Below are 21,421 nucleotides of genomic sequence, written 5' to 3'. Positions count from 1 at the left end.
ATTGGGTTAACTTTGCAGGCAGGAATCAAATTTTAACAACAATTTATGATCACGAAAGAGCAGGTTTTACAGGCCCTGAGCAACGTAGAAGAGCCAGATTTAGGGAAGGATCTGGTTACGCTGAACATGGTAAAAGATATAGAGATTGACGGCAATAAAGTTAAGTTCACCGTAGTGCTGACTACACCGGCATGTCCGCTGAAGGACCTGATCCGTAATGCCTGTGTGAATGCGATTCACATGATGGTAAGCAAGGAAGCGCAGGTAGAAGTGGTGATGACAGCTAACGTAAGTACAAAACGAACAGACGGTAAAGGCGTATTGGCCAACGTGAAAAATATCATCGTGGTAGCTTCCGGTAAGGGAGGTGTTGGAAAATCCACGGTAGCCGCCAATCTGGCCCTGGCACTGGGAAGAGACGGTGCCCGCGTAGGTTTGATGGACGCAGATATTTACGGTCCGTCTGTACCTATTATGTTTGGTTTACGGGGCGAAAGACCGCTGATGGTGAATGTAGACGGTAAAGGCATGATTCAGCCGATGGAGAAATTCGGTATCAAAGTGATGTCTATTGGTTTGCTGATCGATGAAAGACAAGCCGTGGTTTGGCGTGGGCCTATGGCCAGCAGCGCATTGCGGCAGTTTATTACCGATGTATACTGGGGCGATCTGGATTATCTGGTAATTGATATGCCGCCAGGTACCGGTGATATTCATCTGACGCTGGTACAAACCGTGCCGGTAACCGGTGCTGTGATTGTGACTACGCCGCAGGATGTAGCGCTGGCAGATGCCAAAAAAGGTATTGCGATGTTCCAGGGACAACAAATCAATGTACCGATCATCGGGCTGGTGGAAAATATGGCCTATTTTACGCCGGCAGAATTACCGGACAATAAATACTACATCTTCGGTAAAGAAGGGGGTAAACAACTGGCGGAAGACCTGGAAATACCATTCCTGGGACAGATTCCACTGGTACAAAGCATCCGCGAAGGTGGTGATGCTGGTGTACCAGCGATGGCCGGTGATGAAAAAATTACCCGCAAAGCATTCCTGGATGTAGCCGGAGCGGCTGCCCGCAGTATTGCGATGCGTAATGCCAACGTGGCACCGTCTAAAATAGTAAACATCGTCGTGTAAAATAATTCTCCCTGCAGGATGCGCTTTCCGGCATCTGCGCGAAAGCGCGTCCTGTAGCGGATCATATGTCTGTAACCCCGGTATTCCTTCGTATTTTCTGTTATTAAAAGAGCCTATTCATGTATATTGCCAAACTCCATCAGGAAACCGATCGCGCAATTATTACCCGCTTAATTGAAGAAAATGGTTTTGGATTATTGATCACTACTGACGATACCGGCACGCCGCATGCTACGCATATCCCCATGGTATTGGAGGAAAAAGCATCCGGAGAGCTGGTGCTGAAAGGGCACATTGCCCGGATAAATCCGCAGTGGCAATGGTTTTCAAAAGGCCTTTCCCTGGCAGTTTTTAATGCAGAACATGCCTATATTTCTGCATCCTGGTATGAAAAAGGTAAAATTCCTACCTGGAATTATATGGCTGTACACCTGCATGGCACGGTTCGTATTCAGGAAGAAGCGGAAGTAATCGCATCATTGGGTGGATTGGTGGATAAATACGAAGCTGCTTCTGCCTGTCCGGTGCATATCAGTGAAATCCCTGCCAAAGAGTTGGATAATAACGTAAAAGCCATTGTAGGATTTGAATTGACCGTTACGGACATCAATGCTACATTCAAACTCAGCCAGAATAAAAATGATGCGGATTATCAGAGCGTCATTACACATTTGCGGGAAATAGGAGATGAAAATGCCATAGGAGTAGTGGCAGCAATGGAAGCGCGCCGGCCGCAGATAAAATAAAAAAATATTTTTGTTTTTATGTAGATTGCATTCAGCGTAAAAAGAAATATCTTTAGTTCAATCCTTCTGAAATATGCCAGGATTGTATACCGGCACTACTAACCACAACGAAACTAAGACCAAATTCAATTACAGGTAATCATAATATGTTTAAACAGCTGCAATGCTTAAGTTTTCCTTAACTTTGCGCCCCAAATTAACCGACTATGAATCGACAGGAATTAGTGAATCTGATTAAGGAAAAACAATCTTACCTGTGTGTAGGATTGGATACAGACATACAAAAGATTCCAAAGCACCTGCTTTCTCATGCAGATCCGGTGTTTGCCTTCAACAAGGCAATTATTGATGCTACCAAAGATTTTTGTGTAGCCTACAAAATTAATACAGCTTTCTACGAAAGCATGGGTATCCGTGGCTGGGAGAGTCTGCAACGTACTATCGACTATATCCCATCCGGTATCTTCACCATTGCAGATGCCAAAAGAGGGGATATTGGTAATACCTCTACCCAATATGCAAAAACCTTTTTTGATACTTACAAATTCGACTCTGTAACCGTAGCGCCTTACATGGGTAAGGACAGTGTTACCCCTTTTCTGCAGTTCTCTGAAAAATGGGCGATCCTCTTGGGACTTACTTCCAATGAAGGCAGCCAGGACTTCCAGATGCAACAGATCGGAGAGGAGTTTTTGTTTGAGAAAGTATTGAAAGCCGGTAAAGAATGGGGGACACCAGATAACCTGATGTTTGTCGTAGGTGCTACCCAGTCTTCCCAACTGGCTTATATCCGTAAACTGGTGCCGGATCATTTCTTCCTGGTACCGGGCGTAGGTGCACAGGGTGGTAGCCTGGAAGAAATTTCCACACAAGCCATGAATAAAGATTGTGGCCTGTTGGTAAATGCCAGCCGTGCGATCATTTATGCCGGCAACGGAGAAGATTTTGCTGCGGATGCCCGTCGGGTAGCCCAGCAGTACCAGCAGGAAATGGCCGGATATCTGCGCCGTATCGTTGTAGAAACGGTATAGGATCATCCTGCTGATAAAAAATTACGCATGCCATCACAGTTTATTGCGCTGTGATGGCATGCGTTTTTTTATGCCTGATAGCTTATTTAAACACGCAGTTCTTTTCTGTCCACCAGGGCTTTACTTCAAATGAAAGTCTGCCGGCTGCTATAGCCGGATCGGTGTTGACCAGTTGTACGGCTTCCAGGCTGTCGGCACAGTCCATGATAAAGATGCCGCGGAGGGGACCATCATCGCCAAAAGGTCCGGCTACAATGATTTTGCCGGCATTGGCCAGTCGGGTGATATTTTGCAGATGCCCTTTTTGTATCTCTGCTGCCTGGGCAGCAGGCTGATTCCGATGCGGCCCTCTCTTCAGTAATACCATCCAGTAACGTTTAAGACCGGAAATAGTATCTGCACTGTGTGAGGTAACCGGTACTGCTGCCAATGCCGAAACATGCAAAGAAACAGCGGGTGATGGGGTGGCGTGAAATGAAAAAATTATAACAACCAAAAACCCCAACAGCAAAAGTGTAGGTATTATTTTGCTTGCCATAGCTCCCGATTTTATACCTAAATTACTAACTTGTTATGAATTGGTTTGTTAACGATTTGGAAATAGCCCGTTTACCCGGCTTCCTGGCCGATTCATAAAAAGATGGGTGAGCTGAATTTTTCCAACAGGCATTTTCTGCTTTTTGATAGCTGAAAACAGCGTATCATCGCGGAGCTGCTGCTTTTTATCTCCTGCTCCGTCGGCTCTTCTTTCAGGGTAATTTGTACTTACCCATATCGGATTAATTGTTATATTAGATCAAAATGTGATCAACATGCTCAAGGACCTGTTTCAGTCACCTGATTATTTTGCTATTGATGATTTATTGACGGAAGAACATCTGCTGGCCCGCGATGCGGTGCGGCAGTGGGTAAAGAAAGAAGTATCACCTGTAATTGAGGACTATTGCCAACGGGCAGCGTTCCCCACACAAATTATTGACAGCCTGGGTCAACTGGGTTGTTTCGGGCCCACCATACCCGTAGAATATGGTGGCGGCGGTATGGATCATATCGCCTACGGCCTCATGATGCAGGAACTGGAGCGCGGCGACAGCGGCATCCGTTCCACAGCCTCTGTACAGGGATCACTGGTGATGTACCCTATTTTTACTTTCGGCAGCGAAGCACAAAAGAAAAAATATCTTCCTAAACTCGCCACCGGAGAGTGGATGGGTTGTTTTGGGCTTACAGAGCCCGACCATGGTTCCAACCCGGCGGGTATGATTACCCATTACCGGGAAGAAGGGGACCATGTAATTCTCAATGGCGCCAAGATGTGGATTTCCAATGCACCTTTTGCAGACATCGCCGTGGTGTGGGCAAAAGATGAGTCGGATACCATCCGCGGCTTAATTGTGGAACGTGGTATGGAAGGCTTTACCACACCGGAAACAAAAGGCAAATGGAGTCTGCGCGCCAGCGCTACCGGCGAACTGGTATTCGACAATGTAAAAGTGCCGAAGGAGAACATCCTGCCCAATGTCAAAGGTTTAAAAGGGCCTTTAAGCTGCCTCTCTTCCGCCCGTTATGGTATTGCCTGGGGGGTGATAGGTGCAGCGATGGATTGTTATGATACTGCCTTGCGTTATGCCAAAGAAAGGGTACAGTTTGGCCGGCCTATTGCCGGTTTCCAGCTCACGCAGCAAAAACTGGCGGAAATGATTACCGAAATCACCAAAGCACAGTTGATGAACTGGCGGCTGGGGGTATTGAAAAATGAAGGTAAAGCTACGCCGGCGCAAATCTCCATGGCTAAACGTAATTCCTGCAGGATAGCCACCAACATTGCCCGCGAAGCCCGTTCCATACTGGGTGGTATGGGTATTACCGGCGAATTCCCTGTGATGCGTCACATGATGAACCTGGAAAGTGTTATTACCTATGAAGGTACCCACGAAATTCACCTGCTCATTACGGGCATGGATGTAACCGGATTGGATGCCTTTAAATAATCATCATTGTTTTATTTTGGCCTTTCGCCGGTTACCGGCGAAAGGCCTGATTTTTTTATGTACCGTTATCTTTTATTACTGATCGTATGGTGTCATACGCAGCCTGTCTCCGCACAATCACCAGCACCGGTGAAGCTCATCACCTGTGAAGGGAAAGCCCAGGGCACTTATTACATTGTTAAATATTTAGCGACAGATACCACATCATTACAAGGCGCTGTGGATTCCATTTTTCAGGTGATCGATCAGTCGTTGTCGTTATACCGGCCAGGTTCTTTGATCAATCAGTTTAATGCCACCGGCCAGGTGCAGCTGGATACTCATATGAAAGCAGTAGTCACTAAAGCACTGTTGACCAGCCGGGCTACTGATGGCTTGTTCGACATCACCGTGAAACCGCTGGTAGACCTGTGGGGGTTTGGGGTGCATAAACGGGCTTTTACCGGGGTGCCGCCGGCAGACAGTATAAAAAAAGCATTGACGTATATTGGTTACCGTTATCTGCGTATAAAAGGAAACCAGCTCCTTGCTACCCGGAGGGGCGTACAAATAGATTGTAATGGTATTGCCCAGGGGTATACCGTGGATGTACTGGGGCAGTTGCTGACGCAACGCGGCATCCGGAATTACCTGGTAGATGTAGGCGGAGAGCTGTGTGCCAGCGGGCACAATGCCCGGGGGGAAAGCTGGGGCGTAGGTATTGAACGGCCTACACCCGGTGATACCAACTATGAACCGGTACAGGGAATGGTGCGGCTGCCGGGTAAAGGCATCGCTACCAGTGGTAATTACCGCCGCTTTTTTGATCAGGGAGGTACCCGTTTTGCGCACACCATTCATCCGCTGACGGGTGAGGCATTGCATAATCATATCATCAGTGTAACGGTGATGGCCAAAGATTGTTTTACGGCGGATGCTTTTGATAATCCGCTGATATTAATGGGCGTGGAAGAAGGATTGCTGTATATCGAGCAGCATCCGGCATACGGACTGGAAGCCATGTATATTTACAAAGCGCCGGATGGAACGGTGAAAGAAGCCTGTAGTAAAGGTTTCAGGCAGTATATGGTGTACTGAAAAAAAGCCCGTTCTGTAGGAGCAGGGCCTGAAAAGATGTTTAACCGATTTGTGCAGGATTGGGTGGGTTGGGGGAATTGTAAAACCTGGCAATTTGCTAAGAAGGATTCCTGCAAATTATTCCGTCATATTTTATAATATGACGTTTATACAGGCAAAGATGGGCATAAATCCCATAACTTATTTGGTTAGGAAAACTTGATAATAACGACATTTATAAGTTTAAGATAGTATGAATAGTCGTACTTTAAGTACTTGAATTATGCTTTTATTAAACTATATACTTGGTAAGGTTTAAATTTTGTACTATATTAGTACTATGAGTACCGAAATGGGAACAAAAATAAACCAGCTATTTCACTTGCAACCACCGGGGGCCATTCTTCAATCTTCCTGGTTAGTTCGGCAGGGATATAGTCATGATTTACAGCAGCGTTACAAGAAAAGTAAATGGTTGCAATCTATCGGTACAGGTGCATTTATTCGCACTGGCGAGTCTGTTAGCTATGAAGGAGCTATCTATGCTCTACAAAAACAAATTGGCTCTAACATACACCCCGGTGGGCGCACTGCTCTATCCCTTTTGGGAAAAGCGCATTATTTAGAATTAGCAACGAAAAGAATTGTGTTATTTGGAGGAAGTAACGATAAACTTCCCGCATGGTTCAAAAATTATGATTGGGGATACAAAATAGCATATTATGAATCATCCTTTTTGCCCCTCGATTTGGGGTTTACCGAAATCGAAACGAAAAATCTTTCTATAAAAATTTCAGGGCCAATACGTGCAATGCTGGAATGCTTATATTTAGCACCCCAAAAACAAGAACTCATTGAATGTTTCGAATTAATGGAAGGTTTGAATAACCTTCCTCCCAAGCAAGTACAAATGCTACTTGAAAACTGTAATTCTATCAAAGTAAAACGCCTATTCCTTTATATGGCTGAAAAAGCAGCTCATAGCTGGTTTAACTATATCGATTTAAAAAATATAGATTTAGGAAGCGGTAAACGTAGCATCGTTAAAAACGGTGTTTATATTGAAAAGTATAAAATCACTATCCCGAAAGAGTTACAAGAATATGGAAGAAACATATAGAAAGCAAGTATCGCTTTTATTGACAGTATTGCCAGAGGTAGCGAAAGAGAAATGCTTTGCTCTTCATGGCGGCACCGCAATTAATCTCTTTGTACGTGATATGCCACGCCTATCTGTGGATATTGATCTTACTTACCTCCTTATAGAAGATAGGAGTAACTCACTTACACACATTGCCGAAGCGCTTGAAAGAATAAAAGCAAACATAGAGAAAGTCCTTCCCAATGCGAAAGTAAGCCACCGGGAGGATAACGCTAAACTTCAGATTTCAGCAAATAAGGTTGATATAAAACTGGAAGTTAATTTGGTTAACCGTGGTTCTTTATCCGAACCTGTGGAAATGGAACTATGCGTAAAGGCACAGAACGATTTCGAAGCTTTCTGCATTATGCCAGTTGTCCCAATTGGTCAGCTCTTTGGTGGTAAAATCATTGCGGCTCTTGATCGGCAACACCCACGGGATCTTTTTGATGTAAAACATTTACTGGAGATAGAAGGTTTTACCCAAGAAATAAAAGAAGGATTTCTACATTACTTGCTCTGTAGTGATAGGCCGATTAATGAAATTATTACGCCTAATTTTCAGGGCCAGCGTGCTGTTATGGAGAATCAGTTTACAGGCATGACAGACGAGGTATTTGACTATACAGAATTTGAAGATGTACGCAAAAAATTAGTTCAAACCATACATGCTAATCTCACCAATAGCGATAAAGCCTTTTTGCTGAGTGTAAAGAATGCCACTCCGGACTGGGAGATTTACGATTTTGAGAAGTTTCCGGCTGTCCGTTGGAAATTACAGAATTTACAAAATCTCAAAGACAAGAACCCTAAAAAGCACCGAGAACTATATGAAGCGCTGGAAAAAAAACTAATGATACCAATGGAATAAAATGATTGTTCAAATTATTATGCGAATGGTGCACTAAGAAAATGTAAATAAAACAAAAAAGGCTTTCAGGCACGTGCCTGAAAGCCTTTTTTCCGTTGTAGATAGAACGGGAGAACGGTTGTGGTTATCTGTTAGATAGAATATGGAAATAAAACAGTTAGTGAAAATGGTATTTTACACCGATATTTCCCTGAATAGTATTGTAACTGGTAATATCATTATACTTGTAAGGTGAGTAGTTATAGCGGATACCTGCATTGAACATCACCGGAGATGCCTGTCCTAGCGGCACATTGATGCCTATTTCAGGACTGATCAGGAATTGCCAGCTGTTATCTTTTTCTACAAATTCTCCCCAGTATTTTTCATAATTCATGTTGGCAGCACCAATGCCCAGATTGGCATATGGAATCACGGCTTTATCCGGTTTGGTAAACGCATAGCCTACGGTTGCCTGGATCGGAATGGTTTGCAGCGTACGGGATTGTACGGCTGATACCGCGCCTGATTTATCAGGGTATACAGCCCGGGGCAGTCTTTCGTAGAAGTCCTGGAACCCGCTGCGGATACCCACAGACAGCTGGTCGTTCAACATGTATTGTAATCCGGCGCTCCAGCCCCGGAAGCTTGTTTTATTGCTATAATCCTTCAATGATCCCAGTGGTTGCGCAATAGAATAATTGATATCCACAGACAAAGGCGGACGATACTGTGCAGATACTGCCTGAGCAGCGAAACATCCTGCAAAAATCATTATCCAGTTTTTTATCTTTTTCATCTTCCTTTCAGTTTTAATTGTCAATAACACCCTTATTTGGTTTTGGTCAGGTAGGGGGATTGTTCAAAAGATGCCTGTACCATCGCATTCACATTATTGATATCCCATACGCCAGAACCACGCCAGAGGGCATTCCATACAGCCGTGAATTTATCATTCTTCGGATTTTTCAGGTCAAATGCATCGATGGCAGTTTGTCTTTCGTTGACCTGATAAATGGTATAGTAAGAAGGCCAGAACCAGCCACCGCCCGGATAACCCCAGTAACCAGTGTCCCAGTACCCGATACCGCCCCACCAGCCCGGGTTCCAGGAGATATTGGTGAAGGAGTTATCAATACGGGTAAGGTTAATACCCAGGTCGGGTTTAGCTGCTTTATCCACCAGGGTATAGCCTCTTGCTTTCATGGAAGCCGTAACAGCTGCAATCAGTTGTTTGTCGTAATCCGTGAGGGCCTTTTTAGCTTTCTCATTTCTGTTGGTTAATACGGCCACGGAATCTACAATGCTGAAAGTATTATAGTTGCTGAATGTTGCGCTGTTGTCATGATTGGTAATGTAGATACGTGATTCTTCATTGGTCATATCTTTTAAAGGGTCTTTACGACAACTGCTAAAAGATAGCATGGCTACGGCCAGGGCGGCAGTGCTGCATAATAATATTGTTCTTTTCATATCCTCGCGTATTAATTTTTAAAAAATCTCCGTGGGAGAATTGGTCATGTAAACAAAAGCCGGCTGTTGGCATGACGGATACTTTCCGCGTTTTCCTTTAACGTTCAACGGATTAGAGAGGGGGATGTTACAAAAGGTTTAGCGACAGATTGTTAATTAATTCTTAAAATGAAATAAAGGTTAACAACAACAGGGAGAAACGATCGCGTTTAAAATAATATACATTTATTTATCAATTCATTTTTTAGTTGATCCGGATTGGTAAAGAGAATACTGTCGATACCACAGTTTTCGGCACCAGCCACATTACGGAGATTATCATCAATAAACAGGGCGGCTGCCGCATCTACCTGATACCGATCCAGTAACAGCTGATAAAAAGCAGGGTCGGGCTTGCGTTGTTTTTCGCGGCCGGATACAACAATGCCATCAAACAGTTGGAGGGAACGATATTGCATCAGGGCCAGGGGAAAGGTTTCGTTGGACCAGTTGGTTAATGCATACAGTTTGTATTTGCCGGTGTTTTTCAGCTGTTGCAGCAACTGTACGGTGCCGGAAATTTCTCCGCCCATCATTTCCTGCCATCTGCCATAGAAAGCGCGGATATTATTGGCTTGTTGCGGATGCGTGGCTATCAGCTGTTCGGTGCCTTCCAGCAGGCTTCTGCCGGCATCCTGTTGTTCATTCCAGTCGGCGGTACAGATGTTACGCAGAAAATCTTCGGTTTCTTCTTCCGAAGAAAAAATTTTCCGGTACAGATAACGTGGATTCCAATCGATCAATACGGCTCCCAGATCGAAGATGATGGCCTGATACTCTTTTTGCTCTTGGTTTTTCATAGGTTTGATATATGGAAAATTGATAGGTGCTTGTTGGCTATTCTGTTATTTCATCGGCTGCATCTTCCAGCAGCTTCAGGTCTACGGAATCACTGCCGGCAATCCCTTCGATAGATCCTTTGATATGGGCGGCATTCAATAATACTTTTTCGAGTTGTTTTTCGCGTGCTTTCCACAGTTTTTCCATGGCATCGCGTTCCCGTTGAATGGAAATCCGCATAGACATAAAGCCCTCCCGGATAGCTTTCCACTGCTCGGCAAATTCGCCACTGGTCAGGTAGGCGTAGAGCATATGCATTTTATCGCCTTTGTTTTCCTGAGAACGTACGGCGCCGGCGATTTTTATAATGCTGTCGCGCAGCACATAGGCAAGTGCTTTTGCTTCTGAGAAGGTACAAATCCAGATGCCCTCTTTTTCACCAAAGCGTTCCATATCTTTCGGCATGGTTTGCGTCACCAGAATGGCTACGTCTACACCCTGACTGCGCATATCGGCCTTGAGTTTTTCCACCCAGTCTTTCGCGAATTCTTTGGTACGCTTGCTTTCATAGATGATGCGGCCACACTCCTGGCCAAACTGGTTGCGGATCTGCTGGATGCAATCGGCGCCGCGTACGCCTTTTCCTACCGGTATGATTTCGTCGAAGGGGAAGGTCTGACGCAGCATTTCTTCCAGTATCAGTTCCTGTACTTCTCCCTGCAGCTGGGTAGAGCCTTGTTCGGCGCGGCGTTTCATTTCTTCTGCCAGCCGGCGTTGGTCTTCCAGTTGCTTTTCCAGCTCCCGTAAACGCAGCTGATGTTCGGTATCCTTCAGCAGGTTGCGGTCTGTTTCTTCCTTACGGATTTGTTCTGCTAGTTCGGAGCGGGCTTCCAGCAATTTTTTGCGGAGACTGATTTCCAGTTCCTGTTCTTTATTTTTTAATTCCTGTTCTTTCCGCAGGAATTCCAGTTCCTGCTGCCGGGCTTCTTTTAATTTCTCTTCCTGTTCCAGGTTGGCTTCTTTCAGTAAAGCCAGCTGGTTATTGAAATCATCGCTGATTGATTTGCGTAATTCTGTCGCCATGCTTTCCCGGAGCAGTTTTTTCTCTGCCTGTACCCGTTTATCCACTTCTTCCTCCTGCTGGCGGATCATCGTTTCCATTTGCTGGCGTTCCTGCGCCATTTTATTTTTTTCTGAGAGCAGGGTATTTTTTTCCGTTTGCAGTGCATCCAGGCGTTTCCGCCATTCAGACTCCATTTTCCCCCGCATCTCTTTTTCAATATCTGCCGCAAAGGCGTCTTCCATGACAAACTGGTGTTTGCAGTTAGGACAGGTGATTGATGTACCCATATTATCCGTAAAAAGGTGTAAAGATAGGGTTTAGCTGATTTTGTTGGAGAGAATAAAAAAAGGAAGGATGACCTGATCCTTCCTGTCAATCAAACATGTAAGCCACAAACAATAGTAAAATAGGTTTTTCAAAATAAGATAGTCATCATTTTCTGGGGTCGGATTCTAAATTCCTGAATTACTGTTACCTGGAGATGAAGGGAAGGTTAGGTAATTGTTAAGAGATACGGAATAGAAAGACAGGTCTGCCAATCTGCGAATGCTGTACCAGGAGACTTTCCTCATCCCGCAAAGCGGGTAGATACAGCAGAGGGCTGCGATCCAGACAACCGGTCAGGCGTATCGGAGGCATTCCTAATTGTTATGTAGATGTTATCCCGTTTTTTGCTGTAGCCCCGAAAGGGTTATTAGCGGCCTTTCCTTTACCTTCGGACTCTCATATAATAAAGGGAGGCTACGGGTGAAAAAGCCAGAACAGCTATAGCTTTGAGGCTAACTGAGGAGGCCATGGATGTGTTGCACATACCACAGGCACGTATGCAGTAAACCTTCGGCCAGACAAGTAATCTCCACCAATACCAGTAACACTTCAATTAATAATCGGAGGAGCTTCGATACAAACTGTGAAAATTGTTTAAGCCAATTCATGTTAAGGGTTTTGTGCTTTTACAAATCCACCTGTCTCTTGCCGGAGGGGGTGGATTTTTTGCGTATCAAAACAATCATATGATTAGTTTTTGGGTGGAAATGATTACATCGATGGAAGGAGTGGGGAGCTGGATTAACTAAGATTTAACGTGTGTAATAAAGCAGACTTATCAATCTATCCGGTTATTTGTTCCTACCCAATCTAGTCAGTTATTTCTGTTATAAATGCTGAATATATTCTGGTAATTTTGCCACCAGAGATACTATACTTATGAAAAAAAATTTGAAAGGGCTGTTATTCGCGCTGCTCCTGTTGCTGGTTGCCTGCGCCAAAAATGATAAAGTAACCCCGGAAACATCAGTCCCCCCTACTGTGGAAAAACAGCGACCTGGCATTTACCCGGAAACGATTATCGGTCAGGGAATCTCCTATAAGTTTATCTATAATCCGGATTACACGGTTAATTATATAGTCTTACAAAAATATTTTGAAAAAAAACATTTAGATTTTATTTATAAAGATGGAAAGTGTGTTTTAGTGAAGACTAGAAAGGAAGACGGATGGAGAGGGCAGATAGATAGTTTTGTTTATCGTGGTAATCAGGTGACACATTATAGATCGTATAGTGAGTTTGGAGTTATCGTGGTGACCGATACCCATTTATTGACCTATGATGACAATGCCCGGCTGGTGCAAGTTGGTACTAAAGATACCCTCTTTAGAGGAGGAAAGGATAATTGGTTATTGAAGTATACTACCTTTACCTATAAAGGCAACAATCTGGTGTACAGCTTTGATAAACATCATTTCAGCGCTCCTATGGAGGTCCCCAGCAATATGGATATGGAGTCAATCAATGAAATAACTTATGAGAATACACCTAATCCTATCTATCCTTTTTTATTGAAAAATCCTATGGCAGTATGGTGTTTAGGTTGGTACCCAACTATTAATACACCTGTATCTTGTTTTCCCACAGAGAATAATCCAGCTGCAGTAAGCCATACTTATTTCAGACAAAAATTCGCTGATTATACCTTTAAAAATGAGTTCGATGTGGAGTATAAAGCGGATAGTCCAACAATAAAAAAGCATGATTTTGTACAATCCGTTAGTTCAGGGAGTGCTGAATCCATTGTTTGGGTCTACAGTTTTCTGAAAGTGAAATAGTGGGTGCTTTACGGAAGCTTTTGTAACCAGGAGAGCTATTGGAGGTACAATTAAAATAATCAGGGGAAATAAAAAAACACCAGAGAGGGGATCTTTTTATCTCCCCCTGAAAGATGTAAATGTTAAAGGATATCCAAATTAGCAAGGATAGCATTAAAGCGCACATAACGCATGGTAACACTACATTTCACTGCGACAGGCTACGTGAGATTTATATGCAGAAATGGCCCGTAGTTTTGTAGAGATTAAGCTATCCGTTGTCCTTAAATTGACATCTATGAAACAGTTATCAAAACATCTTCGCTATTTAAACAGACATGAAATGAAAGCTGTAATAGGCGGCAGTTTGAATTATCAATACTGCATTCGAACCAATCAACCCTGCATTGGACCAATTGAATGTTATATCGGAGGAGATCCAAGATGTAAAAGATGGGAATGCAGGGCTTACAGTTTTTGTGTTGGATATGCATATTAGGCGGGATCTATTAATCAGATGTTGGAGATAATAAACAATCTTCATCCCTTATCCGGGAAAAAAGAAAAACCCGCTCGTCGAGCGGGTTTTAAAATTTCGGTGCGAAGAAGGAGATTCGAACTCCCAAGCCCTTTCAGGCACTACCACCTCAAAGTAGCGCGTCTACCAATTTCGCCATCTTCGCATCTGGTAGATTGGGGTGCAAAAATAATGGCTTTTTCAAAATAAGCAAATTTATTTATTTGTTTTTTCTGAAAATGCGGATTATTTCCGCAATAAAATACGGAAAACAGTGCCTTTGCTGGTGTCGGAAGATTTGATATACAGCCTTCCTTTGTGATATTCTTCGATGATGCGCCGCGCGAGCGAGAGTCCCAGGCCCCATCCGCGCTTTTTCGTGCTGAATCCGGGTTTGAACACTTTTTCGAAGTTCATTTTAGGGATGCCTTTGCCGGTATCTGCCACATCAATGGTGATAAAAGTAGGGTGGTTGTCGATGGTAATATCGATCTTCCCTTTACCTTCCATCGCATCCAATGCATTTTTTAATAAATTTTCCACTACCCAGTCAAAAAGCGGGGGCGAAATCATCGCAGGGAGCTCTGTTTCCTTGCTGTGAACGGCGAATAAAACCTTTTGCGGCGCCCTTTTCCGGATGTAGTTGGTCATGTTTTCAATCTGGAGTACAATATCTTTTTCTTCCAGTTTAGGCACGCTGCCTATTTTGGAAAAGCGGTCGGTGATGAGTTTGAGGCGGTCCACATCTTTGGATAGCTCCGTTACAATCTGGCCATTGGCTTCATTTTCCCGCAGTATTTCCAGCCAGGCTTCCATGGAAGACAGGGGCGTACCCAGCTGGTGGGCCGTTTCTTTGGCCAATCCTACCCATACCTGATTCTGGGTGGCGCGGTTGGTACTGGACAAGGCAAATAAAACAATGCCGATGAAAAGTATCACCACAATCAGCTGTACATAAGGGTAGTAGCGGATCTGTTTCAGGATAAGGGAGTCGCCGTAATAGATGAAGTTGTATTGTTTGCGGTGGGCATCTACTTCCATGATAAAAGGGGGATGTTGCCTTTTGAAGGCCCGTAGCTGTTCCCGGAGATAGTCGGGATGTTGGGCAATCCTGATGGAGTCGAGGTTACGGCTGTCCAGTATGGTCCCGTTTTCATCTGTGAGAATCAGGGGGATGGTGGTGTTGTTGGTAATGATTTCAATGGCCAGGTTCAGATTGGCGTCGGGACTGGCCCGCAGCAATTCGCGATTGGCCGCTACCCAGGTGGCTACTTTTTTTCGCTCTTCTGCCCGGATATTGCTGGATAAATTGCTGACGAACCATATCGTGGTAACGATAATAATCACTGCTATAGCCGCCAGCACAAACTTCCATCCGATATACTGTTTAAACATACTTCTAATTTAAGCCTTATTCCGCTTTGCTGATTCTGTAAGATGATTCGCAAATATTAAAATCCTTTGTTGCATATTTGCATCTCTAAAAATTATTATTCACGCATAAACGTAATATCAGTTGCCCGTATTGCCATCAGTAGCAGTTGTTATTTTAAATTGGAACGGAAAGACCTTCCTGGAGAAGTTTTTACCGTCTGTTTGCCGTTCTGTTTATGGTAATTTACAGTTGGTACTGGCAGATAACGCTTCTTCGGACGACAGTGTTGCCTTTGTAGCGGAACATTATCCACAGGTGCGTATTATCAGAAATGCCACCAACAGCGGATTTACGGGAGGCTACAATGAAGCGTTGCAGCAGGTGCAGGCGGATATTTATGTGTTGCTGAACCAGGATGTGGAAGTAGAACCCAACTGGATAGAGCCGGTGGTGGCGCTGATGGAAGAAGATCCGCGTATCGCCGCCTGTCAGCCTAAGCTGCGGGCATACCATCAGCCGGATGAATTTGAATATGCCGGTGCGGCAGGTGGCTGGATGGATATCCTTGGTTATACTTTTTGCCGGGGCCGTATTCTGTATACCACCGAAAAGGACCGGGGACAGTATGATGATGTGCAGGATATTTTCTGGGCTACCGGTGCAGCCTTGTTTATCAGGTCGGCCTGTTTTCATGAAGTAGGTGGTTTCGATGCCGATTTCTTTGCTCATATGGAAGAAGTAGACCTTTGCTGGCGTTTGCAGCGGGCGGGCTACCGGATCTGCTATTGCCCGGATTCACGGGTTTTTCATGTGGGAGGAGGCAGTTTGCCGCAGGGAAATCCGCGTAAGCTATACCTGAACTTCCGGAATAACCTGATGATGCTGTGGAAAAACCTGCATAGCGAAGACCGGTGGATTGTGTTGTCGCAGCGTTTCTTCCTGGATATCCTGGCGGGAGTCAAAAGTCTGGTGGCCGGAAAACCACGGGACATGACGGCTATTGTTCGCGCTTATAAGGATTACTACCGCTGGCGCCGTAAATATGTGAAAAAAGACCAGCTGCCAGAGAAAAAGCTGTTGAAGATGAAAGGGGTATTCCATGGGATCATGATCTGGCGGTATTATTTTTTAAGGCGGAAAAAATTCTCAGAACTCATCTGAGGGCCCTGGTGCCGGAAAATAAAATCAGGGGGAGAACAAAATATCTGCCTGCTTAAATAAAAAAATTCCAAAATATTAATTAGGTTTGCAACGGAAATAAACTGATTATGGAACAGAATACAGTAGAAAATAAGAATGATATCACCCTGGACAGGGTTTCCCGCTCCCGCTTCCTGTTTTATGTGCAATTATTTTGTTTGGTAGCGTTTATGCTCGGTGGATGCTACAATCTTTACAAGCACAAATATCAAGGCAAGCCGGATGTAAAAGTACAGGAGAGTTCCCTCTACAATCCAAAATATAAATAAGCGAACGCTTCAACATAATTATCCAGCCTCTTCCGTTTCCCGGGAGAGGTTTTTTTTATGCCCATCTTTTCCCTTTTGCGTAAATCAAATTCCGGATTCGAATAAGGGAACCCGTTATTTTCTGTGAATTTTGCAACGCAACACGTTGCAACGACTCAAACTCATATGATCAAACGGAAAGATAAGGCAAAAAAGAAACCGGCAAAATCCCTGTTCCGGACAGTTGTAGATAAGCTTCACCTCTGGCTGGGCCTGGGCTCAGGCATTATTGTACTGATTATCAGTATAACCGGCTGTTTATATGTTTTCCAGAAAGATATTACTGAAATGGTGTATAAACAGACCATGTTTGTTACACCGCAGGAAAAACCGGTATTACCCCTGAGTGTGCTGCAGGCAAAAGCACAGGTAGCCATCGGGGCCGATAAGCCGATTGTCAATATCACCACTTATAAAGATCCGGAGCGTGCCTGGGAGTTTATGACCTATAAAGGCAACGACACCGCACTGACCTATTTCGGGAGCCTGGAGTATTTCGAATCTGCCTTTGTGAATCCTTATACCGGTGTGGTTACCGGTAAGCTGGATTATAAATACAACTTCTTCAATATTGTCAAATTCATTCACTGGAGCTTACTGCTGAATACAGCCTATGGCCAGCCTATCGTTGGCTGGGGCACGTTTATCTTTGTGATCCTGCTGATTACCGGTTTGATTATGTGGTGGCCTAAACGGTGGACGAAAGCCACCCGTGATCAAAGCTTCAAGATAAAATGGAAGGCGAGTTTTAAAAGGGTCAACTACGACCTGCACAACGTACTCGGATTTTACAGTCTGCTGATTGCACTGGTGATAGCGCTTACCGGCATGACATGGGCTTTCACCTGGTTTCAGGCAACCGTATATGTAGTCGCCAATGGCAGCACTACGCCGCCAAAAGAGCTGAAAGTAGAGTCGGTAAAACCCAGTGTGGCGGTTACCGGCAATCCGCTGGATATTGCCTACAGCCAGGCTTTACCGGTATTAAAAGATGCCCGTCGTATTTTCGTATATCCGGCATCGTTTCCTGCAGGCGTGAATACCATCGGCGGATTAAAAGGTAAGGAAACTTACTATGGCGCAGATGAACTGCATTTTGATCAATATACCGGCAAGCTGCTGGGCCGACGGAATGATCAGCATAAGAACCGGGGCGAACGTTTACTGGAAATGAATTATGATATTCATGTAGGAGCTATCGGTGGATGGCCCGGAAAAATCCTTGCTTTTATCATCAGCCTGATTTGTGCTTCTTTACCGGTTACTGGTTTTTATGTTTGGTGGGGTAAACAAAAAAAATCAAAAAATAAGCCGGTGAAGGTACGTTTAACCCACGCAGAAAGCACTTTGTAAATAAAAAATATTACTTATTTTATTTTGCTATAATGCTTTGCCCGTTTGTGTTTCAGCGGATTGCAAAGAGTAGGTATCATGAAAATTTACAGAAAAATCGAAAAAAAAATTTGTGTTTTCAGTCCGTTTCCTATCTTTGCAATCCCAACGAAAAACGCAGCACACTAAAACGGTTCTTTTTTTGTTGGAAGTTCTTAAAATAACGAAGTTCTTAATACCCTGCGGAAGTAGCTCATTTGGTAGAGCACGACCTTGCCAAGGTCGGGGTGGCCGGTTCGAGCCCGGTCTTCCGCTCCATTTTTTATAAAGTTCTTAACACCCTGCGGAAGTAGCTCATTTGGTAGAGCACGACCTTGCCAAGGTCGGGGTGGCCGGTTCGAGCCCGGTCTTCCGCTCCATTTTTTATAAAGTTCTTAATACCTCTGCGGAAGTAGCTCATTTGGTAGAGCACGACCTTGCCAAGGTCGGGGTGGCCGGTTCGAGCCCGGTCTTCCGCTCTTAGAAGCCTGATTGAAGATGATTCAATCAGGCTTTTTTTATTTATACCTTTTTACAACAGCAAAACGCCTTGAACAGCAAATACCAGTGGTCATCATCCGATGCAGGTATCTTTCGTTCAAGGCGTTTTTTTAATTATCAGCAGTTACATTAGTAGCTATCACTCGCACCACCGCCACCACCGGAGCCTCCCCCAAATTTCATATCGTTGCCGGTCGCAGTTGGTGTGCCGGTGCCGAATGTTTGGGTAATGATGAGGGATTCTATTTTTAGCTTATCTGCCAGCGATGGTTCATCCGGTGTCAGATAAGTAAAACCGTTACGTGGTTCCCGCAGGTAACGGATCAGCGCCCAGCTGCCACCGGTAAGTACTATGCCGCCCAGCACCATCGCTGTTTCCAATGGTAATACACTATGATAATACCGGATGGTAAATACAATCATTGCCAGCAACAATAAACCGGTCCGTAACAACACGGCATCTTTTTTCCGTACACCCAGGTAAAGGTATACCAGTGGCACTATCACCGTGAAAGCCCAGAAAAACCAGCCACCGGAAATAGATTGCCCCGGAGCCAGCTCCATATCAAACATGGTATTGCTGACTTCCCGCACCACATAATAGTTGCCGCCCAGGTAAAAAGTAAGCAACGATAATACGGCAACAACGGTCAGGCAGGATTGATAATGTCTCATGGCATGTTTGGCTGCCAGCCTGTTGGCGGCCAGATACAGGAGCAGGGAAAAAAGAATAACTGCAAAAGGTATCACCATACGCGCCATAGTTCCGAGTTGTATCAGCCAGCTGAAAAGCAGGCCAATCAGCGCCAGGAAGGCTACAGCCGTCATGACCATACTGACAAACCGAAGGGCTGCCAGCGCGGAGAGTAGCAGTACGATGCCGCACCAGGTGGTGGTGGAGAAATGGGAGTTAAACGCCAGACCACCTAATAAGAGGCCTACTGCGCCCCATAGCAGGGCTTCATCTACACCGGCGCGGTATAATTTTTTCTCCTTGATAAACAGTTCCAGTGCACCATAACAAGCCAGTCCCATAAACAGGCAGATGCCTGTAATCGCGGATTCATCGGAGTTGCCACTGAGGATAATCAAGGCCACCAAACCGAGGGAAAAAGCGATGATGATCGCGGTAAGGAGGAATAAGCCGGTTTGTATCACCGGATTAGGCGTATAAAAATCAACGGGATGCGCTGCTTCAATCGCCTTGTATGTGGTAGTATTGATACAGTCTTTACGCAGCGCTTTTGCCGCTTCCTGCTGTATTTCCAGGTTGTCGAGAGTTTTGGTATTATACGCGATCATGCCTGATTTTTTTATTGAGATGAACTAACAGCAGAATAACACCGATCGCTGAAAAGATGATATAGAACAACATGGCATAGATGGCCTCTATATTATCCAGGATGATCAGCAGCCGGCCTAGCAGTATGCAACTGGCGAGATAGGTGTATAATACGGCAATCAGGATAAAGTAAAAAGAATGTTCCCTAAAGGCTTTCCGGAAAAGATACCAGGTAATGACCGCTATCGCCAGAAACCATTGCAGATACAGGTGTTCCTGTAAGAGCATACTTGAAACACAGGCAATATAAAAGATGTGTGCACCGAAATTCTGGTAGGTAAAAGCAAAGTGTGCTTTCCATTTTTTTCTGCCAGATAATTCCCCCAGGCATAACAGCAATAATCCTAAAACAAAGCCCGTCTGTATGATAAACAGGTTGCCGAAATCATTGCCGGATAATAATTGCAAGGGAGTGAGGGTGAGTCCCATCCAGGCAGCCAGGTTGGTGATAGCCATCGATAAAACACCCAGGTGATCGAAGTAGTAAGCGCTGAAAGTGAGTAGCAGTAATGGAATAAAGGTGGCCAATCCATATGCCGTACCAAAGGCGGTATACTGAAACTGCAGGTATCCGATGAAAGTAACAAAGGTGAGGCAGCCTAACAGTAACGCATAATCGAAGAAGGCATGTGGCGATTGTACCTGCTCCCACGAAAAAGGAGATTTCTGTTTAAAGCAATAGATAAAACAACCGGCACAGATCAATGCAATCACCAGCAATATTACCTGGTGACCAATGGTGTCAATGTTCTCGTAGACCAGTATCCCCAGCCCTCCGCTTAATAACAATACTCCCAGGTATAGGAGTGTTTTTATTTCCCAGTGCAGGGAAAATAGCCGCTTATCTTCGGCGGCTTTTACTGCAGCCAGGGAGGGATCATCGATCAGTCCTGTTGCATGTAATTGTTCAAATATTTGTTTGTTCATGGCGTAAATAAGTATCGGAAATTAGTACAATTACCCCGGATTATGGCAGTTTCCTTGATTTGTAGGGATGCCTGGCTTTATCATCCGGGTGGAAAGAAGCGGGAAGCAGCTCCGCGGAAAGCCGGGTAATCCTTTATCTGTAGATGCTTGGAGTGTAGCATGGGTGGCTGTGTCCGGCCATTCGCCCCTCATAAAAAAACAGGATATTTTATCGGAGAAGGATTATCTTTAAAAGCGTAAAGAACGTTGTGAAAGCGAGCAAAATTATCAACCTGATTTATTATTAATGCCGGAATGGGCCATACTGTTCATCAGTGGGCCGATCATTGACCGGGTGAACAATGAAAAATAATGCACGTGTAGTCAATAGCCGGGACACCGGTTTGTAGTTGTAATGACTGCTAACACCGATCCGCTTTATTATTGTTGAAGCCATCTATCTCCGGGCTGGGAGGAGATCTCCGTTTTTGTTGTGTATGGTG

At 44.6% G+C, this 21,421-nt stretch carries 20 protein-coding genes and 4 tRNA genes; 14 read left to right on the top strand and 10 right to left on the bottom strand.

The window, feature by feature from the left end:
• Nucleotides 1–45 precede the first annotated feature (45 nt).
• From OL444_RS28285 to pyrF, 3 genes are all read left to right on the top strand, one after another.
• A complete protein-coding gene (locus OL444_RS28285) occupies nt 46–1,143 on the top strand; it encodes an Mrp/NBP35 family ATP-binding protein (protein WP_264727764.1) in 1,098 nt (365 codons plus the stop codon).
• A gap of 119 nt (nt 1,144–1,262) precedes the next feature.
• Nucleotides 1,263–1,889, top strand: coding sequence for an FMN-binding negative transcriptional regulator (locus OL444_RS28280; RefSeq protein WP_264727765.1), 627 nt, complete (start codon nt 1,263–1,265; stop codon nt 1,887–1,889).
• A gap of 206 nt (nt 1,890–2,095) precedes the next feature.
• Nucleotides 2,096–2,920, top strand: coding sequence for an orotidine-5'-phosphate decarboxylase (gene pyrF / locus OL444_RS28275; protein ID WP_264727767.1), 825 nt, complete (start codon nt 2,096–2,098; stop codon nt 2,918–2,920).
• An 82-nt stretch (nt 2,921–3,002) separates the two neighbouring features.
• Here the strand turns inward: pyrF and OL444_RS28270 are convergent, their stop codons facing one another.
• Entirely contained in the window at nt 3,003–3,458 is a 456-nt protein-coding gene (locus OL444_RS28270) for a YciI family protein (RefSeq protein WP_264727770.1), read from the bottom strand.
• A 274-nt stretch (nt 3,459–3,732) separates the two neighbouring features.
• Between OL444_RS28270 and OL444_RS28265 the strand changes: the two genes are divergently transcribed.
• From OL444_RS28265 to OL444_RS28250, 4 genes are all read left to right on the top strand, one after another.
• Nucleotides 3,733–4,911 (top strand): acyl-CoA dehydrogenase family protein, encoded by a 1,179-nt coding sequence (locus tag OL444_RS28265; RefSeq protein ID WP_264727772.1) that lies wholly within the window; start codon nt 3,733–3,735, stop codon nt 4,909–4,911.
• A gap of 57 nt (nt 4,912–4,968) precedes the next feature.
• Complete coding sequence (locus OL444_RS28260) at nt 4,969–5,988, top strand: FAD:protein FMN transferase (protein ID WP_264727774.1); 1,020 nt, start codon at nt 4,969–4,971, stop codon at nt 5,986–5,988.
• Nucleotides 5,989–6,307: 319 nt separating this feature from the next.
• A complete protein-coding gene (locus OL444_RS28255; protein ID WP_264727776.1) occupies nt 6,308–7,087 on the top strand; it encodes a type IV toxin-antitoxin system AbiEi family antitoxin in 780 nt (259 codons plus the stop codon).
• The gene (locus OL444_RS28250) at nt 7,071–7,979 is read left to right on the top strand and encodes a nucleotidyl transferase AbiEii/AbiGii toxin family protein (protein WP_264727778.1); all 909 of its coding nucleotides are present in this window, start codon (nt 7,071–7,073) and stop codon (nt 7,977–7,979) included. The genes OL444_RS28255 and OL444_RS28250 overlap by 17 nt, the downstream gene beginning before the upstream one ends.
• Before the next feature lie 157 nt (nt 7,980–8,136).
• On the opposite strand, the gene OL444_RS28245 is transcribed toward OL444_RS28250, so the two are convergent.
• The 5 genes from OL444_RS28245 to OL444_RS28225 form a co-directional block, all read right to left on the bottom strand.
• On the bottom strand, nt 8,137–8,757 hold the full coding sequence (locus OL444_RS28245; protein WP_264727780.1) for an outer membrane beta-barrel protein: 621 nt from the start codon (nt 8,755–8,757) through the stop codon (nt 8,137–8,139).
• A 32-nt stretch (nt 8,758–8,789) separates the two neighbouring features.
• Nucleotides 8,790–9,431 carry a DUF4136 domain-containing protein gene (locus OL444_RS28240; RefSeq protein ID WP_264727782.1) on the bottom strand — a complete coding sequence of 214 codons (642 nt, stop codon included), beginning with the start codon at nt 9,429–9,431 and terminating at the stop codon, nt 8,790–8,792.
• A gap of 209 nt (nt 9,432–9,640) precedes the next feature.
• Nucleotides 9,641–10,270 (bottom strand): HAD family hydrolase, encoded by a 630-nt coding sequence (locus tag OL444_RS28235; protein WP_264727784.1) that lies wholly within the window; start codon nt 10,268–10,270, stop codon nt 9,641–9,643.
• A gap of 37 nt (nt 10,271–10,307) precedes the next feature.
• Complete coding sequence (locus tag OL444_RS28230) at nt 10,308–11,600, bottom strand: DUF2130 domain-containing protein (RefSeq protein ID WP_264727786.1); 1,293 nt, start codon at nt 11,598–11,600, stop codon at nt 10,308–10,310.
• Between the two features lie 492 nt (nt 11,601–12,092).
• Nucleotides 12,093–12,248 carry a hypothetical protein gene (locus OL444_RS28225; RefSeq protein WP_264727788.1) on the bottom strand — a complete coding sequence of 52 codons (156 nt, stop codon included), beginning with the start codon at nt 12,246–12,248 and terminating at the stop codon, nt 12,093–12,095.
• A gap of 271 nt (nt 12,249–12,519) precedes the next feature.
• On the opposite strand from OL444_RS28225, the gene OL444_RS28220 reads away from it, so the two are divergent.
• Nucleotides 12,520–13,419: a hypothetical protein gene (locus OL444_RS28220; protein WP_264727790.1), complete on the top strand. Its 900-nt coding sequence runs from the start codon at nt 12,520–12,522 to the stop codon at nt 13,417–13,419.
• A gap of 578 nt (nt 13,420–13,997) precedes the next feature.
• On the opposite strand, the gene OL444_RS28215 is transcribed toward OL444_RS28220, so the two are convergent.
• Both OL444_RS28215 and OL444_RS28210 read right to left on the bottom strand, forming a co-directional pair.
• Nucleotides 13,998–14,081: transfer RNA gene (locus tag OL444_RS28215), tRNA-Leu, on the bottom strand.
• An 80-nt stretch (nt 14,082–14,161) separates the two neighbouring features.
• Entirely contained in the window at nt 14,162–15,310 is a 1,149-nt protein-coding gene (locus OL444_RS28210) for a sensor histidine kinase (protein ID WP_264727793.1), read from the bottom strand.
• Between the two features lie 121 nt (nt 15,311–15,431).
• On the opposite strand from OL444_RS28210, the gene OL444_RS28205 reads away from it, so the two are divergent.
• From OL444_RS28205 to OL444_RS28180, 6 genes are all read left to right on the top strand, one after another.
• Nucleotides 15,432–16,451, top strand: coding sequence for a glycosyltransferase family 2 protein (locus OL444_RS28205; RefSeq protein WP_264727794.1), 1,020 nt, complete (start codon nt 15,432–15,434; stop codon nt 16,449–16,451).
• A gap of 107 nt (nt 16,452–16,558) precedes the next feature.
• Nucleotides 16,559–16,759 carry a hypothetical protein gene (locus OL444_RS28200; protein WP_264727795.1) on the top strand — a complete coding sequence of 67 codons (201 nt, stop codon included), beginning with the start codon at nt 16,559–16,561 and terminating at the stop codon, nt 16,757–16,759.
• A 165-nt stretch (nt 16,760–16,924) separates the two neighbouring features.
• The gene (locus OL444_RS28195; RefSeq protein WP_264727796.1) at nt 16,925–18,151 is read left to right on the top strand and encodes a PepSY-associated TM helix domain-containing protein; all 1,227 of its coding nucleotides are present in this window, start codon (nt 16,925–16,927) and stop codon (nt 18,149–18,151) included.
• A gap of 221 nt (nt 18,152–18,372) precedes the next feature.
• Nucleotides 18,373–18,448 (top strand) — tRNA-Gly (locus OL444_RS28190).
• Between the two features lie 25 nt (nt 18,449–18,473).
• A tRNA-Gly gene (locus OL444_RS28185) sits at nt 18,474–18,549 on the top strand.
• 26 nt (nt 18,550–18,575) lie between these two features.
• A tRNA-Gly gene (locus OL444_RS28180) sits at nt 18,576–18,648 on the top strand.
• Nucleotides 18,649–18,799: 151 nt separating this feature from the next.
• Here the strand turns inward: OL444_RS28180 and OL444_RS28175 are convergent.
• Both OL444_RS28175 and OL444_RS28170 read right to left on the bottom strand, forming a co-directional pair.
• Complete coding sequence (locus tag OL444_RS28175; protein ID WP_264727797.1) at nt 18,800–19,972, bottom strand: hypothetical protein; 1,173 nt, start codon at nt 19,970–19,972, stop codon at nt 18,800–18,802.
• A complete protein-coding gene (locus tag OL444_RS28170) occupies nt 19,959–20,939 on the bottom strand; it encodes a DUF2157 domain-containing protein (RefSeq protein ID WP_264727798.1) in 981 nt (326 codons plus the stop codon). Before OL444_RS28170 ends, OL444_RS28175 begins: the two co-directional genes overlap by 14 nt.
• Between the last annotated feature and the right edge of the window lie 482 nt (nt 20,940–21,421).

Source organism: Chitinophaga nivalis, from assembly GCF_025989125.1.
GTDB lineage: Bacteria > Bacteroidota > Bacteroidia > Chitinophagales > Chitinophagaceae > Chitinophaga > Chitinophaga nivalis.
This window is presented reverse-complemented; position numbering and strand designations above follow the sequence as displayed.